The 15,851-nt window shown below is 49.0% G+C and carries 18 protein-coding genes and 1 pseudogene; 10 read left to right on the plus strand and 9 right to left on the minus strand.

Features of this window, described 5'->3' with window-relative positions:
- The 8 genes from Q1V74_RS00590 to Q1V74_RS00625 form a co-directional block, all read right to left on the minus strand.
- Positions 1-377 (minus strand): DMT family transporter (locus Q1V74_RS00590; RefSeq protein WP_300646580.1); only part of this gene is annotated, 377 nt, incomplete at its 3' end.
- 54 nt (positions 378-431) lie between these two features.
- A complete protein-coding gene (locus Q1V74_RS00595; RefSeq protein WP_260650341.1) occupies positions 432-995 on the minus strand; it encodes an adenine phosphoribosyltransferase in 564 nt (187 codons plus the stop codon).
- An 87-nt stretch (positions 996-1,082) separates the two neighbouring features.
- The gene (cydC, locus tag Q1V74_RS00600; protein ID WP_300646581.1) at positions 1,083-2,750 is read right to left on the minus strand and encodes a thiol reductant ABC exporter subunit CydC; all 1,668 of its coding nucleotides are present in this window, start codon (positions 2,748-2,750) and stop codon (positions 1,083-1,085) included.
- Positions 2,747-4,465, minus strand: coding sequence for a thiol reductant ABC exporter subunit CydD (gene cydD, locus Q1V74_RS00605; RefSeq protein ID WP_300646582.1), 1,719 nt, complete (start codon positions 4,463-4,465; stop codon positions 2,747-2,749). The genes cydC and cydD overlap by 4 nt, the downstream gene beginning before the upstream one ends.
- A gap of 11 nt (positions 4,466-4,476) precedes the next feature.
- The gene (cydX, locus tag Q1V74_RS00610; RefSeq protein WP_260650210.1) at positions 4,477-4,596 is read right to left on the minus strand and encodes a cytochrome bd-I oxidase subunit CydX; all 120 of its coding nucleotides are present in this window, start codon (positions 4,594-4,596) and stop codon (positions 4,477-4,479) included.
- A 12-nt stretch (positions 4,597-4,608) separates the two neighbouring features.
- Entirely contained in the window at positions 4,609-5,769 is a 1,161-nt protein-coding gene (cydB, locus tag Q1V74_RS00615; protein WP_300646583.1) for a cytochrome d ubiquinol oxidase subunit II, read from the minus strand.
- A gap of 11 nt (positions 5,770-5,780) precedes the next feature.
- Positions 5,781-7,349, minus strand: a complete 1,569-nt coding sequence (locus Q1V74_RS00620; RefSeq protein WP_300646584.1) for a cytochrome ubiquinol oxidase subunit I — start codon at positions 7,347-7,349, stop codon at positions 5,781-5,783.
- Complete coding sequence (locus tag Q1V74_RS00625; protein WP_300646593.1) at positions 7,346-7,909, minus strand: GbsR/MarR family transcriptional regulator; 564 nt, start codon at positions 7,907-7,909, stop codon at positions 7,346-7,348. Before Q1V74_RS00625 ends, Q1V74_RS00620 begins: the two co-directional genes overlap by 4 nt.
- 188 nt (positions 7,910-8,097) lie before the next feature.
- Between Q1V74_RS00625 and Q1V74_RS00630 the strand changes: the two genes are divergently transcribed.
- The 10 genes from Q1V74_RS00630 (at position 8,098) to Q1V74_RS00675 (ending at position 15,461) form a co-directional block, all read left to right on the plus strand.
- Positions 8,098-9,093 (plus strand): KpsF/GutQ family sugar-phosphate isomerase, encoded by a 996-nt coding sequence (locus Q1V74_RS00630; RefSeq protein WP_300646585.1) that lies wholly within the window; start codon positions 8,098-8,100, stop codon positions 9,091-9,093.
- Complete coding sequence (locus Q1V74_RS00635; RefSeq protein WP_300646586.1) at positions 9,093-9,701, plus strand: HAD-IIIA family hydrolase; 609 nt, start codon at positions 9,093-9,095, stop codon at positions 9,699-9,701. Before Q1V74_RS00630 ends, Q1V74_RS00635 begins: the two co-directional genes overlap by 1 nt.
- Positions 9,701-10,375: an LPS export ABC transporter periplasmic protein LptC gene (lptC, locus tag Q1V74_RS00640; protein WP_300646587.1), complete on the plus strand. Its 675-nt coding sequence runs from the start codon at positions 9,701-9,703 to the stop codon at positions 10,373-10,375. Before Q1V74_RS00635 ends, lptC begins: the two co-directional genes overlap by 1 nt.
- Complete coding sequence (lptA, locus tag Q1V74_RS00645; protein ID WP_300646588.1) at positions 10,318-10,842, plus strand: lipopolysaccharide transport periplasmic protein LptA; 525 nt, start codon at positions 10,318-10,320, stop codon at positions 10,840-10,842. Before lptC ends, lptA begins: the two co-directional genes overlap by 58 nt.
- 6 nt (positions 10,843-10,848) lie before the next feature.
- Complete coding sequence (gene lptB, locus Q1V74_RS00650; protein WP_260650217.1) at positions 10,849-11,607, plus strand: LPS export ABC transporter ATP-binding protein; 759 nt, start codon at positions 10,849-10,851, stop codon at positions 11,605-11,607.
- 152 nt (positions 11,608-11,759) lie between these two features.
- Positions 11,760-12,086, plus strand: a complete 327-nt coding sequence (raiA, locus tag Q1V74_RS00655; protein WP_300646589.1) for a ribosome-associated translation inhibitor RaiA — start codon at positions 11,760-11,762, stop codon at positions 12,084-12,086.
- 147 nt (positions 12,087-12,233) lie between these two features.
- Positions 12,234-12,713 (plus strand): PTS sugar transporter subunit IIA, encoded by a 480-nt coding sequence (locus Q1V74_RS00660; protein ID WP_300646590.1) that lies wholly within the window; start codon positions 12,234-12,236, stop codon positions 12,711-12,713.
- Positions 12,697-13,635, plus strand: a complete 939-nt coding sequence (gene hprK, locus Q1V74_RS00665; protein ID WP_300646591.1) for an HPr(Ser) kinase/phosphatase — start codon at positions 12,697-12,699, stop codon at positions 13,633-13,635. Before Q1V74_RS00660 ends, hprK begins: the two co-directional genes overlap by 17 nt.
- A 15-nt stretch (positions 13,636-13,650) precedes the next feature.
- Positions 13,651-14,526, plus strand: a complete 876-nt coding sequence (gene rapZ, locus Q1V74_RS00670; RefSeq protein WP_260650221.1) for an RNase adapter RapZ — start codon at positions 13,651-13,653, stop codon at positions 14,524-14,526.
- Positions 14,523-15,461, plus strand: a complete 939-nt coding sequence (locus tag Q1V74_RS00675; protein WP_300646592.1) for a septal ring lytic transglycosylase RlpA family protein — start codon at positions 14,523-14,525, stop codon at positions 15,459-15,461. Before rapZ ends, Q1V74_RS00675 begins: the two co-directional genes overlap by 4 nt.
- Here Q1V74_RS00675 and Q1V74_RS00680 read toward each other — a convergent pair.
- Positions 15,458-15,851, minus strand: a pseudogene (locus Q1V74_RS00680) (16S rRNA (cytidine(1402)-2'-O)-methyltransferase); the annotation flags it as partial. The gene Q1V74_RS00675 and the pseudogene Q1V74_RS00680 sit on opposite strands and share 4 nt — an antisense overlap.

The following is a 15,851-nucleotide window of genomic DNA, read 5'->3' on the forward strand; positions in this document are numbered from 1 at the left end:
TTAATCACGCGCACAGGCATATGAAACAAGCCAAATGAGTCAATAATTAACCCAAAAACCAACTGGCCTAAAATCATAAAAAACAGCATGTTTGCCACACCCAATTTGGGTGCTAAAAACACACTAGAAAAAACCAACCCAGCACCAAGCAGCCCACCAATCAACTGCCACCAGGGCTGAGCAGGAATCTGTCCTAAGGCCTGAAAAAGCTGCCCTTTGGCTAAAGCCAAAAAAAACAATAATACGGTGCCCGAAGCAAAAGACCAAAAAGCAGCATACAAGGGCTGCGCGAATAGTGCTTTGCCTAGCTGTGAGTTCACGGCTGCCTGCATTGCCATGCCAGCACCAGCACTAAAGGCCATAATTAAATACCACATCGTCTTCTCAAGTGAAAAAAAGCAGCTGGGTGCGCTGCTTTTATCTGTGTTCATTTACCCCTGATTACCTGGATCGTCCTCGTGATAGGTACAGACGGTATATACTGGTAAGCCTGCATCCTTTACGGCTTGTGAACCACCCAGATCGGGTAAGTCAATAATCGCCGCGGCTTCTACCGTATTTGCACCAAGGCGTTGTAATAAACGAGAAGCAGCCACCATCGTGCCACCCGTAGCGATCAAGTCATCAATTAATAATACACGCTGTCCAGGGCGTACTGAATCGGTGTGGATTTCAACCGAAGCATTGCCATACTCTAAAGAGTAATCCTCTACCACGGTTTGATAAGGAAGCTTCCCCTTTTTACGTACGGGAATAAAGCCTAGGTTTAGTTCGTAAGCCAAAACAGAGCCTACAATAAAACCACGTGCATCAATGCCGGCGATCAAGTCTAGTCGTTGCCGCATATAGCGATACACAAACAAGTCAATTAAGACCCGAAAAGATTGCGGGTCCTGTAAAACAGGGGTGATGTCTCTAAACGTCACACCGGGTTTGGGCCAATTGGGCACACTGCGTATGGTTTGACGGATATAGTCGGCGGGATCGGTATGCATAGCAGAAGTAATAACCACAAAAAAAGCCCAAGCGCCCCATGCGCCTGTGGCATACAAGCAAGTTTACACAAAAGCGAGCCAAAGCACCTAATTTGTCGTGTTCTCGTCGAGAAATAGTTGACGATCACGTAACACGTAATTTTGATCCACCACACCAGCAGGCAAATCCGCATGGGTAACAATAATTACCGTGCGCTCTGCTGCCACCCGGTGTAAGTCTTTGAGCCAGGCTTGCGCTGTGAGGCGATCTAAACCTGCTGTGGGCTCATCGAGCAGCCATACGGACGCTTTGGACAGCAGCACACGCGCTAAGCTCAAACGCCGTATTTGCCCAGTGGATAGCGTGTTGCCACCCTCCCCCACCCAGGCGTCTAAACCACCGAGTGCTTTCACATGCTCTGCCAAGCGCACCTGCGCTAAGACCTGCCATAAACGCGCGTCATCGGCGTTGGGCTGCGCCAAGAGCAAATTGTGTCGAATCGTTCCCATAAACACAGGAGAGTGTTGTGACAACAGGGCAAAACGCTCGTAGAGCTGGGCTAAAGGAACTTGAGCTACATCCACCCCGCCATAAGTGATACGACCTGAGCGTAACGGCTGCACGCGCATCAAAGCCATAAGCAAAGTGGTTTTACCGGTGCCACTCACCCCCCGAATTGCAATGCGTTGCCCTTGCTCTAAGGATAACTGCACAGACTGTAGAACAGTGGTTTTATCATACGCAACCGTTACCTGATCCAATACCAAGCTCCCTGTCTGAGGTAATGGTACCGCTGCCGCATCCGTTGGTGCTATGGGGGCAGGTGCTAAATCACGCAGACGTTGAGCCGCCCCTTGTACCGCGCCTAGGCTTGATGCGCCACGCATAATTGGCCCTATGACCTCGAATAAGCCCATGGCGCCTAACAACAGTCCCACCCAAATCGGGGCCGCTAGCTCTGCTTGCGCATGGGCCTCTGCGCCTAGCCATAATAAGACCAAAACAAAGATCCCCATCAGCAGCTGTTGTAATAACGTACCCCAGCTACCCGCATTTGCCACCCGCTTTTGCGCTTGCGCTAACCGCAATCCAATCTGCTCAAACTGTGCCTGCGCTTGCCCGCTCATACCAAAAACCAAAATATCGGTATGCGCAGCAATCGCATCATGAGCCAAAGCGCGTAAATCCGCATGTGTTTTTTGCACCTCTAGACCCGCTTTGGCGGTGCGTCGAGCTAAAAGATAAGGCAGTACAGCCGCTGCTAACAATAACACCACGAGCAGCACCCACCCCATCAAAGGAAGCGCCATGCCCATGAGCAAGCTAAATACCCCGCCAGCAATCAAAGCCGTAAAAGCGGGAGCAATAATCAACAAAAAGAAAGTATCTAAACGCTCAATATCATGAATTAACCGTGCAACCAAATCGCCATCGCGATACTGAGCGAGTTGCGCCGGTGTCAGCGTGGCCAAATGGGCAAAACTACGGGTTCGAATCTCGGCTTGTAAATCCAACGTCACCCTGTGGCCAACAACACGCTCTGCATATCGTGATGCAATCCGCCACATCGACAACCCCCGCACTAATGCTGAGGGAGCAAATAAATTAAAGGTTAAGGTAGTGCCTGCTAAAAAAGCACCCGTTAAAAACCAACCTGAAACCGCTAATAAACCCACCCCAGCAAACACCGTAGAGAGCGCCAGCAATAAGGCAAACAAACTCAACCGCCAATGCGCTTTTAACCAAGGCCCCGCTAATTGCCACCAAAATCTCACGCTTCACCCTCTTTGATACGATGTAGCTGTTGATCCTGTAACTGCCAAATATGTGTAAACGACCGAGCAAGCGTCTCATCATGCGTGGCCACAAATAAGGCACGACCTTTAGAAAAGGCAAAAATAGCTTCTAGTACCGCGTCTCGGGTGCTTTCATCCAAATAAGCCGTTGGCTCATCAAGAAAAATGCATTTAGGATCGGTTAAGAACAGCCGCGCCAAAGCCAATCGGTGCGCCTGCCCACCAGAAACACCATGCCCTCGGGTCCCCAACACCGTATCTAACCCCGATGCTAAGCCCCGCACAAAGTCCGCCGCCTGCGCTTGGGCTAATGCGGCCCACAACTGCTCATCCGTTGCCTGTGGATTCACCTGACGTAAAAACTGAGCAATAGACCCCAAACCAATAAAAGGCTGCTGACCAATTAATACAGCTTGTCCCGCGTCAAAATAATGCGTGATCTGACCGGTGGCATAGGGGCGTAAGCCTAGAAGCGTTTCTAATAACGTCGTTTTACCAATCCCGCTTGCTCCCATCAGCGCCACCGGCTGATCGATATAAAGACAAAAATCACTAGGCTGTAATAACACATGCCCTTGTGGCGTTTGTACTGCCAACCGCCGCGCTGACAACACCACATCTGTATCAGTAGTGCTTTCAACCTGTACCACCGGTGACACGGTAGGCAGGGGTGGCGCATTATCCAACGCAGGCAACTGAGAATAAAGCTGCTGTAACCCATGTACTGCGGCCTTGGCGGTAGCACGATCATGATAGCTAGCAGCCATCTGTCGCAAAGGGTTATAGACCTCGGGGGCTAAAAGCAAACAAAATAATCCATGCTGTAAGGTGTAGCCTGAAAAATGCTCCCCTAGCATCCCTAGATAACTTAAACCGATATAAACCGCCACCCCAGCCACCCCTAATGCCGCAAATAACTCCAGCACAGCGGAAGAGAGGAAAGCAATGCGTAATACCTTCATGGTGGTTTGACTTAAGCGTTGGCTCGCTGAACGTATAGACGCCACCTCGTCTTGTGTACGCCCTAACAACGCCAAGGTAAATAAGCCACGTATTCGATCGGCAAACACCCCTGACAAACGACTTAATACCTGCTGATGTTTTTGATTAGCCGCCTCAGCACGCATACCAATTAATGCCATAAATAAAGGTATCAAAGGCGCACTAATCAAAAACAACAAGGCCACAACCCAGTCGACCGGGATCACAACAATAGCAAAAGCTAACGGTAAAAAGACAGCAGAGATGGTAGCGGGCAAAAACCGCTGCAAATACCCATCTAAGGCTTGCACCTGGTCAAGAATAGCCACGGCAAGTGAGCCTGCAGGCGTTTGTTTACTCCATGCTGGACCACGCGCTAAAAGCTGGGCAAAAAACTGTTGACGCAACTGCTGCTTAATATGCTCTGAAGCATAACTACCAGCACGCTCTCCGGACCAAAGCAAAATGGCTCGCAAAGCAATCAAAGCAGCAATTAACACCATTTGCCCTAGTAAGTCCGCAGGGACAACAGATAAACGAATGGCTTGGTCTAAGGTCTGAGCCAAAAACCAAGCCTGTAAAACCAAGACCCCTCCGGCCACCAAGGGCGCAAGAATCGCCCATAACATGGCAGCCGGGGCTATACGCCACAAGCTAGATAACCAGCGACGCTGTATAGCCGCTTCCGAAGAAGAAGGAGCTTTTGTTGTCATAACAGCAATAACTAGGAGTTGTTTGCTGCTTTTTCTTTGGCATCCGTCACGCGCAGTTCAAACCACATGGCGTTCAGAATGGAAAAAGCACATGCTAAACCCAAACCTAAAATCCAAGAAAAATACCACATTGTTAGAACTCCTTAATAAGCGTGAGGGGCGTCGTTAACGGTTTCGGCAGTGACCTTACCACGCATCACACGGTATACCCACGAGGTATAAGCAATAATTAAAGGTAAAAACACCGCTGTAATTAACAACATAACCCACAGGGTGAAATGACTGGCAGACGCATCAAAAATCGTCAAACTTGCGCCAGGCTCTAAGGAGGATGGCAGCAAGAACGGATACGTGGAAAAGCCAAAAGTCAAAATCACACCGGCGATGCTCAACGAGGACATGACGACCGCGGTTAACCCACCACGGCCAACCAACGCCATGGCCAGTACAGCACCAGCCACACCCAGCACAGGGGCAATCCATGCCAGAGGGGTAGCACTGTAAATATTCATCCATGCGCCAGCTTGGGCAGAAATGGCTTTAGCATCTAAGAGGGGATTGGATGCTTCATTTGCAGGGATGAGGTTGGTATCCATGACATAACCGGTAACGGCCAATGCTATCCACACGCCACCGATTACAAACAACACAATCACAGCGATGCCAGACCATACCGCCCAACGCTTAGATAAACGTGCCACATCGCCTTCGGTCTTCCAGCCCAAAACTACTGCACCTTGGAGTAGCATCATGGCAATACTCAGCACCCCACACAACAGAGCAAAAGGCTGGAACAACCCAAAGAAACTGCCTTCATAAACAGGGCGTAAAGTATCTGGTTCGAAGCGGAAAGGTACCCCTAACATGACGTTACCAATCGCCACACCAAATACCAGAGCCGCCACAAAGCCGGTTAAACACCACGTTATATCCCAGTTTTGGCGCCATTTTACTGATGTCAGCTTACTGCGATATTTGATAGCCACAGGACGTAAAATCAGGGCTACCAATAACAACATCATGGCTAAATAAAAGCCAGAAAAAGACATGGCATACAACAGAGGCCACGCAGCAAACACCACACCACCGGCTAGAATCAACCACACTTGGTTGCCTTCCCAGACAGGACCGATCACGTTGTAGAGGACGCGGCGCTCATCGTCCGTTTTTGCAACAAAAGGCAAGAGCATCGCCACGCCCAAGTCCGCACCGTCCATCACCGTAAAGGCAATGAGCAACACACCTAACAGCAACCACCAAATGTGGCGCATGGTGTCGTAATCAAACAGAATTAACGATTCCATTTTTTCGCTCCTTATTTAGCGGCAACTGCGCTAGCAGCAAAATCATTTGCTGGGGATTTTGGGTCTTCATCCGGACCTTGGCGTACAGCATGCAGCATCACTTTAATACCTAACAAGGCCAAAACACTGTATAAACCAATAAAGATGGCCAAGCTAATCGCTAAGTCGGCCACACTCAAACCAGAGGCTGCATAATAAGTCGGCAAGACCCCCTCGATAATCCATGGCTGGCGACCAAATTCGGCCACAAACCACCCACATTCCACCGCAATCCACGGCAAGGGGATCGTAAACACAGCCAATTTAAGAAAGCGTGGCGATACGGTAAGGCGATCCTTGGCGGCCAAGTAAAACGCCACAATAAAGAAGCCAATGAAATAAAACCCTAGAGCCACCATAATACGGAAGGTCCAGAATAAAGGGGCAACCTGAGGGACGGTATCCCATGCAGCTTGAGCAATATGCGCATCGGTGGCCTCATTCAGATCCTCGACATAGCGCTTCAAGAGCAAGGCATAACCTAAGTCTTTCCAATACTCATCAAACACGGCTTGTGCTTGCGTATCGGTTTTGTCTGCTCGTAAAACCTGTAAGGCATTGTAGGCATCAATACCGTGAGCAATACGAATTTTTGCATGCTCAACGAGATCATTAATTCCTAACATAGGCGTTGTTAAGGAGCGCGTCCCGATAATCCCCATGGCCCAAGGAATCTCTAAAGCAAAATCATTGCGTCGAGCTTCTTGGTTAGGAATTGCGATGACGTTAAAGTTAGCAGGCGCAGGCTCAGTTTCCCACATGGATTCCATGGCGGCGATTTTCATCTGCTGATGCTCTGTGCTTAAATAGCCGCTCTCATCACCTAACACCACAACAGAAAGCGAACCCGCTAGGCCAAAGCTTGCCGCTACCACCATAGAACGGCGTGCGAGCTCAATATGACGGCCACGCAACACATACCAAGCGCTTACCCCTAGTACAAAAATAGAAGCCAGCACATAGCCAGAGCTTACCGTATGAACAAATTTCGCTTGAGCTACGGGATTAAAAATCACCGCCGCAAAATCGTTCATTTCCATACGCATGGTATGAGGATTAAAGTAAGCACCAACGGGATTCTGCATCCAACCGTTCGCAATTAAAATCCAAAGCGCCGAAAAATTTGCACCGATTGCAACCAACCAGGTCACAATCAAGTGCGCCACTTTGGATAAGCGATTCCAGCCAAAGAAAAACAGCCCAATAAAAGTGGCTTCCATAAAGAAGGCCATCAGCCCTTCTACCGCTAGGGGGGCCCCGAAAATATCCCCTACGTAATGACTATAGTAGGACCAGTTCATCCCAAACTGGAACTCCATCACCACCCCGGTCGCCACCCCAACGGCAAAGTTAATGCCAAAGAGTTTGCCCCAGAACATGGTCATGCGACGCCAGATGTCCTTACCGGTCATCACGTAGACGCTTTCCATAATCGCCAGTAAAAAGGCGAGCCCTAATGTAAGCGGCACGAATATAAAGTGAAACATCGCTGTCAATGCAAACTGCAAGCGCGACAGCGTAACCACATCAAGATCTATCATTTTGATTCTCCCGAACCGACTGATTTACGCACTTTATCCGCTACCCCTAATACTTTTTGTACCTTTGAGCCTAAACGCATTAGGCTTTTAATCGTATCAGGAGGTAAACGATGAACCTCATCAAACCAGCTTGTCGCCAATTCGATTAACTCCAGCATATCGGTGATGCGCTGCTGCCCATATGCCTCTTGCTCGCTCGTAGGCTCCTCTAAAAGTAACCCACGTAATAAAGTTAATGTTGGATCAATTTCTCTTTTACGCTTTTCCTCGACGAGAACGCGAAAAATCTCCCATACGTCTTTGGGAGTCTCAAAATATTCACGTCTGTCCCCTACTTTGTGGACCATTTGCACTAAGCGCCATGACTGTAGCTCGCGCAGACTCATGGAAACATTAGAACGCGATATGCCTAATGTTTCCGCAATGTTTTCCGCGTTAAGTGGCTCGGGAGATAAAAACAACAATGCATAGATTTGGCCGACAGTGCGGTTCACGCCCCATCGCCCCCCCATTTCCCCAAAATGTAAAATAAAGCGCTCAGCTTGTGGTTCTAATTCCAACATTTTCCAATTTTCAGTAATTACTGAAATGACGATACAGTTAGAATCATATCGCTGCTTGACGATTAAAACAAGATTCGCTAGCTTTTCTCGATAGAAAACGCGCCAAAAAGACCCAAAGTGTCGTGATTTATCCGCTTTAATTGTAAAATTAAGCTGTGTAGCTTTAATGACAGCCTTATATCTTTATGACCAGTATCTCACCCCCACCTTTTAGCCAAGAGCAAGCCCTCCGTTCTGCCCAGCGTACCTTTCAAGCAGAAATCAACGCGCTAGCTGATTTACAAGCACAATTAGGACAAAACTTCTATCAGGCTCTACAACAGATTTTGAATTGCAAAGGGCGCTTAGTGATCACTGGAATAGGTAAATCTGGTCATATCGCTCGTAAAATTGCCGCAACCTTTGCCTCCACAGGTACCCCTGCTTTTTTTATGCACGCAGCCGAGGCACTACACGGGGATTTAGGCATGATTACCCCTCAAGATGTCATCATTGCTATTTCTTATTCTGGAGCAGCGGCTGAACTTTTAACCATTCTTTCTGCTACAAAACGTTTAGGCTGTCCATTTATTGCCATAACCGGACATCAGCAATCCGAACTCGCCCAGAATGCCGATATCCATTTAGATGTACATGTGCAACACGAGGCCTGTCCGCTTAATTTGGCCCCGACCTCAAGCACCACAGCGACCTTGGTACTTGGCGATGCGCTGGCCGTAGCCTGCCTAGAAGCCAAAGGCTTTACCAAAGAAGACTTTGCTCGCTCACATCCTGGGGGGGCTTTAGGGCGACAGCTTCTCACTTATGTAGGCGATATCATGCGTCAAGGTGACGCTCTACCCATTGTTGAGGCGGGTACCTTAATACCCGAGGCGCTAGCAGAGATGTCCGCCAAAGGCATGGGGATGACCATCGTCATCAACCCCAAACGTCAGCCGATTGGCATTTTTACCGATGGCGATTTGCGCCGTTTCATCATGCGTTGCGGCGATATTCGTTATCGCCCCGTCGAAGAGGGGATGACTCCTCACCCCAAAACCATTCCCGCCTCTGAGCTTGCCATCAAGGCCGCGAACCATATGGATCAACTTCGGTTAAATCAGCTTTTAGTTGTGGACACAAACGGGCTATTATTAGGAGCTCTACATATGCATGATCTACTTGCTGCAAAGGTAATCTAATGAACCAAGCTGATATCTCTTATCACCCCGTCGAATCCTTACTTCTTGCGTCTCTGAGCCCCGAAACGCGTGAGCGCTTGCGTGCCATCCGTCTTATGGCTTTTGATGTGGACGGTGTCTTAACAGATGGCCGCTTGTTTTATAACGAAGAGGGCGAGTGTATCAAAGCCTTTCATGCCTTAGATGGCTACGGCTTACGGCTACTCCAAGAGTGCGGTATTACCGTTGCTTTAATTACTGGTCGATCCGGCCCAATTGTGGCTCGACGCGCTAGCGAGCTTGGCATCGACGAAGTCCATCAGGGTATCCGAGACAAATCTATAGTACTCCAACAGCTCGCCCAAAAATACGCGCTGGATATGCAACAAATTGGCTATATGGGAGATGATATTATTGATCTAAGCGCCATGAAACGCGTTGGTTTTGCCGCCACCGTACCCAATGCCCCACAATACATTCGTCAACTCGCCCACTGGGTCTCTGACATCGAAGGCGGCTATGGTGCCGCGCGCAAGTGTTGTGATTTGATCCTCGCCTCTCAAGCACGCCTAGGGCATTATTTTACCCCCACTCCACCTGTTAGCTTAATCACCGGAAGCCCCCAATAATGCGTGAACGCTTGCCCGCCCTTACGGCTTTACTTTTATTGGCAGCCTTGGTTGCGGGCACTTGGTGGGCGGCGCACTACACGCACTCCACGGTTGAACTCGACCCCCCGCGACGCTACACCCATGAGCCGGATAGCTGGGCCAACGATTTTGTTATGTTACGCACCGATGAACAAGGTATTGCCGTCAACCGTTTAGAGGGCCGCTTTATGCAGCACTACCCTGACGATGACTCGTATCATGTTGATGCCGCAACCGCTCTTGTCAAACAAAAACAAAACCCGCTAACTACGGCCACTGCCGATCTCGCCATCATGGATGACGCCGGTCAACGGATTCAAATGATAGGCAATGCGTACGTCCACCGCCAGCCTGACACCAAAGGGGATCGCTTCTCTATCCGTAGCGACCAATTAACGATCTACGTCGATGAGGATAAAATCACAACCGATCGTCCCGCTGTTATTATCAATGGGCCGAACACCTTGCAAGGTATTGGTGTGGAATACGACAATACTTCCCGCCAACTCCAAGTCCATCGCAACGCACAGGTCACCTTGACCCCTGCTCAACCCCCCCCTGCCCCATTAAAATTCTTTTTTTGCTATTCTCTATTTTGCTTAGTGCTGTTCCTGTATCGGTGCTCGCCCAACCCGCCGAGCCTGATACTGTAATTCTTTCAGACACGCTAGACTATGACGATATCAAACGCCAAAGTATCTTTAATGGCAACGTGATTCTTACGCGTGGCAACCTGAACTTACATGCCGACCGTGTGACGGTTAATGAGCAAGCCGATGGCTCGCAACACGCGATCGCTACCGTGCAACAGAGCCCCCGTGTCCTAGTACGCCAAGAAACCCCTGAAAAGTACGAGATCATCAAAGGTCAAAGCACCCGTGCCGAATACCACAGTGCCTCAGAGCAACTCACTCTTATCGGTCAAGCCGTATTAACACGCTCAATTTGTGGCAAAGTCATTGATAGTATTCAGGGCGAGCGCATTATTTACAATAAAAAAACAGATACCTATCAAGCAATTGGTGGCCACTCCTCGGCCAATCAGCGCGTACGTTCCGTGGCACGACCACGCGCTCAAATTGACCGTGCCATCGCTGAATGTAAACAAAAATCCCAATAATCCCTTATGCCGAACTCTCTATCCCCTGGTAGCTTACGTGCAGTAGGTTTGCGTAAAACCTATGGTAAACGCACTGTTGTTAAAGATGTCAGCCTACTTGTTGAAAGTGGCGAGGTCGTAGGACTACTCGGACCAAATGGTGCGGGTAAAACCACAAGCTTTTACATGATTGTTGGTATTGTACCGGTCGATTCGGGACGCATTGAAATTGACGGTCATGACATCACAGCGATGCCGATGCACCAGCGTGCCCAAATGGGCTTGTCTTACCTACCCCAAGACGCTTCGGTATTCAGGCGGCTGAACGTGGAGAACAATATCCGCGCTGTACTGGAACTGCAGCGCGATGCTCAGGGCAAGCGTCTAAGCAAAGTGGCGGTCCAGGAACAGCTCGATCACCTTATCGAAGAGCTACAAATCCAACATATTCGCCATAATACGGCCGTGTCCTTATCCGGTGGAGAGCGACGACGGGTCGAAATTGCGCGGGCTTTAGCCACCAACCCACGCTTTATCCTGTTAGACGAACCTTTTGCTGGTGTAGACCCCATCGCAGTCATTGAAATCCAGCGTATTGTGCAGTTTTTAAAATCACGCCAAATCGGCGTACTCATTACCGATCATAACGTACGAGAAACCCTTGGAATCTGTGATCGCGCCTATATCATTAGCGATGGTTCTGTACTAACCAGTGGACATCCTAATGAAATTATTCACAACGAGGCGGTACGCCAAGTCTATCTTGGTAAAAACTTTAAAATGTAATACACCTATAAAATAAAAACAGGTGTTGATATTACGCATAGATTTCTTTTGGCTTTTCGGTATACTGAAACTGTGTCGTTAACAAAAAGGAGGCCCATCACCACGCTTTTCATTGCTTGTATGCGTTGTTTTGTTTACACACAGGAGATACTATGAACCTGCATATTACTGGTCGCAACCTCGAAGTCACCCCCGCTATCCACGACTACGTTCACAATAAAATCGGACGATTGGATAAACATTTTGACTCGGTCATCGAAGCTCAGGTCATACTATCTATCGAACGCCTTAAACATACTGCAGAAATCACACTGCGGGTTGCCGGCAAAGATATTCACTGCTCTAACTCCGAAGACACCCTGTATGCTGCCATTGACGTTCTCGCCGACAAAGTCGAGCGTCAGGTCATCAAACACAAATCTAAAACCACAAACCATGCCCACCAACCACATAAGCGCATGGAAGCCTCTCTGGCCTAACGGGTTAGCACTTACTCTTTTCACTCAAGTGATACACTGATACTATCAATAGCCCCGCTGCTCCATAGCACGGGGCTTTATTATTTCTCTGACTTCGTATTAAATGTCAGTATATTGCTTTTATCTAACCGCCCTATAATGGCAGCCATGAACTTACTGTCACGTATCTTACCCCCTTCTAATATCGTCTTGGATATTGCAGTCACCAGTAAAAAACGGGCTTTTGAGCAAGCTGGCCTGCTATTTGAAAACCATCACGGTATTGCGCGTACGGCAATTTTTCAAAGTCTTATTGCCCGTGAACGCCTTGGATCTACCGCTCTTGGCCACGAAGTAGCCGTGCCACACGGTCGTATCAAAGACCTCAAGGATCCGATTGGTGCTTTTATGCGCCTAGCTGAGCCCATCCGGTTTGATGCCAGCGATGGTCGTAGTGCCCGTTTGCTTTTCTTTTTATTAGTGCCAGAGCATGCAACACAAATCCACTTAGACCTCCTTGCTGAAATTGCGCGCCTTATGTCCGATAACGACCTACGCTATCAGCTAGAAACGGAAAATGATCCGGCGGTCATCCATCAGCTTCTTACCACCTCTGCCGAAGGCAACCTCCATGCTGAGCATTCATGACCTAGTCACCGATAATCAAGCCCGGCTTAATTTCCAATGGCTGGCATCCGAGAACGCGGCCAAGCATATTGAACTTGACTACGGCGTTGCTTCTGCAGACCTAATCGGGCACCTGAATCTTATCCACCCCCGCCGTATTCAGGTATTAGGGGTGGAAGAAATCAACTATTATTTTAAGTTTGAGGCCTCGCGCCGACAGTACTACTTAACCGAGCTGGTCGAGGGGGGTGTGCCCGCCATGATCGTAGCTGGCACCAGCCAAGCACCGGCTGATCTGATTGACCTGTGCCAGCAGCTCAACATCCCTTTGCTTAATACTCAACACGATGCGGCCGAATTAATAGACGTGTTACGCGTTTATTTAGCAAAACGACTCGCTCCCACTACATTAATGCACGGTGTGTTTTTGGATGTACTGGGTTTAGGGGTGCTGATTACTGGCGAATCGGGTTTAGGAAAAAGTGAGTTGGCCTTAGAACTCATCTCACGTGGACATGGCTTAGTCGCCGACGATGCGGTTGAGCTATCGCGCACCGCGCCCAACCTCATCGAAGGGCAATGCCCTCCTTTGCTCCAAAACTTACTCGAAGTCCGAGGGCTGGGTCTATTAGATATCCGTACGATTTTTGGTGAAACATCCGTACGGCGTAAAATGAACCTCAAGTTAATTGTTCATTTGCTGCGCTCCACGCCTGATAATTTTGAGCGTTTGCCTATTCAGCAACAGACTCAAAATGTACTGGGCGTAGAAATTAAACAAGTCATGTTACAGGTCGCCGCAGGACGAAACCTTGCCGTGCTGGTCGAAGCTGCTGTACGTAATACAATATTACACTTGCGTGGCATTGACACCATGAAAGAATTCATGCAACGTCAAGCTCTTGCTATCATGGAGAATACACCATCTTCTTCCGACCCTTAATACACATTGATATCCATGCTTAATGTCGTCTTAATCACAGGTATTTCTGGCTCAGGCAAATCAGTTGCCCTACGTCTGCTCGAAGACACGGGTTATACCTGTGTAGACAACCTGCCCGTTCCCTTTCTTGAAGAATTTCTTTATCGCGCACAAGACACAGGCATCGAACGCGTAGCCGTAGCCATTGATGTACGTGCACCCGGTGATCTGCATCAGCTTCCCGGCACCATTGCCCATTTACGCGAAGCAGGGCTACCTATTCGCGTTATTTTCTTAGATGCGAGCGACCATACCCTCATTCAACGCTATTCCGAATCCCGTCGCCGTCACCCTCTTACTGATCGTCTGCGCCAAGAAGGGCAGTCACCCTCTTTACAAACCTGTATCAATATGGAGCGACATCTGCTTGCTCCGCTACGTGAAACCGAACATGTCATTGACACAACGGACTTAACGCCAGGACAACTCCGTTCCTGGGTACGCGATTTGGTACAAGCAGAACGCGCTCCTGTCGTGCTCACCTTTATGTCTTTTGCATATAAGCGTGGTGTACCGGGCGATGCGGACTTAATCTTTGATGTCCGTTGCTTGCCTAACCCCCATTACGACCCAGCACTACGCCCACTCACAGGCAAAGACGAACCCGTTGCCAAATGGCTGTCTCAGTTTGGTACGGTAGAAAACATGATTAATGACATTGCCGGCTTTGTGGAGCGTTGGCTCCCTTTATATATGCAAGATACGCGCAACTACCTAACCGTAGGTATTGGTTGCACAGGCGGGCAACACCGCTCTGTTTATGTCACAGAGCAACTTGCACTGCGTTTTGCCCACCACTCACCATTGCTCATTCGTCATCGTAATCAGCCCCCAGCAGATCTCCCCTTATGATTCGGCGTTTTTTTGCTTTAGCTCTGATTAGTCTAAGTGTGATTGGTCTTATCGCAGGATGCGCTAACCGCCCTACCTCAAGCCCTGGGGGCGGAGGCTACTATAAAGACGATGGCCCTGGTACGAATCTTCCTAAAAATCTGCATGCAATTCCTAATGCCACCCCTCGTATTGAACCATATGCACCAGCCAATATGCGCCCTTATACAGTGTTAGGGCGTAGCTACACTCCCTTATCTGCCAATCAGCCTTTTCGTCAAACGGGTACCGCCTCTTGGTACGGCAAAAAATTTCACGGTCGAAAAACCGCCAATGGTGAAATCTATGATATGTATGCCATGACGGCGGCACACCCTACATTACCCTTGCCTAGTTATGCTAGAGTTACCCGCCCAAAAACAGGTCAGTCTATTATCGTACGCATTAATGACCGCGGCCCTTTTCATAGTAATCGTATTATTGATTTATCCTACGTGGCTGCCGCTAAGCTAGGGCTGATTGGTCCTGGTAGCGGCACAGTGATTGTAGAAGCCATCACACACGATGATATCCGTACCGGCACGTACTTAGCCGATGCTGAGCAACCAGATGAGCTGGAGACCTTTATCAAAGAAGCTGAGCCTCGCCGCCTCACTACGGTAGATAGCCGACAAACCCCACCCCCTCCCAATACGCTTAGCCCAATTGCGGGTGATGTAATCCCACATATCTATTTGCAATTTGGTGCCTTTAAAAATGCAGAAAGCGCCACACGTTTAGCAGAACATATCAATAGCGAAATAGGCAGTCTTGATACTCGCGATGCCCACATTGAGCCCGCTAATGATTTATTTCGTGTGCAAATGGGCCCCTATCCAAGCCGTGAAGACGCTCTTTCTGCAGCCCAACTTATTCAAGCAGAAACCGGTTTACAACCTACCTTAGCTGTGCGCTAGGATTTATGGGCAAGCACCCAGTCATACACCACATCTCGTGCTAAGCCTGTCGCCTTAACCGCTATTTTTACTGCATCGCGCGTCGATACCTGTGGTAATAAAGCATGTAGCCAACGCTCTGTGGCCGGATCTATGCCGGCCACCACACTCTGGGTCTCTGCCGCATGCAAAATCAATACAAACTCACCCTGCCCATGGTGTGAATCACTATCCAGCCAGCTCAGCACCTCGCTTAAAGCGCAGGTATGTACCTGCTCAAAACGCTTTGTAAGCTCTCGTGCAATGGTGATATGGCGATCCGTAAATAAAGCAGCCATGTCGGCAAGCGCAGCTCTAAGCCGATGTGGGCTCTCAAACATAACAATAGGTGCATCCACAGTTCCCCACTGT

The sequence above is a fragment of the Paenalcaligenes sp. genome (assembly GCF_030152715.1).
Lineage (GTDB): Bacteria > Pseudomonadota > Gammaproteobacteria > Burkholderiales > Burkholderiaceae_B > Paenalcaligenes > Paenalcaligenes hermetiae.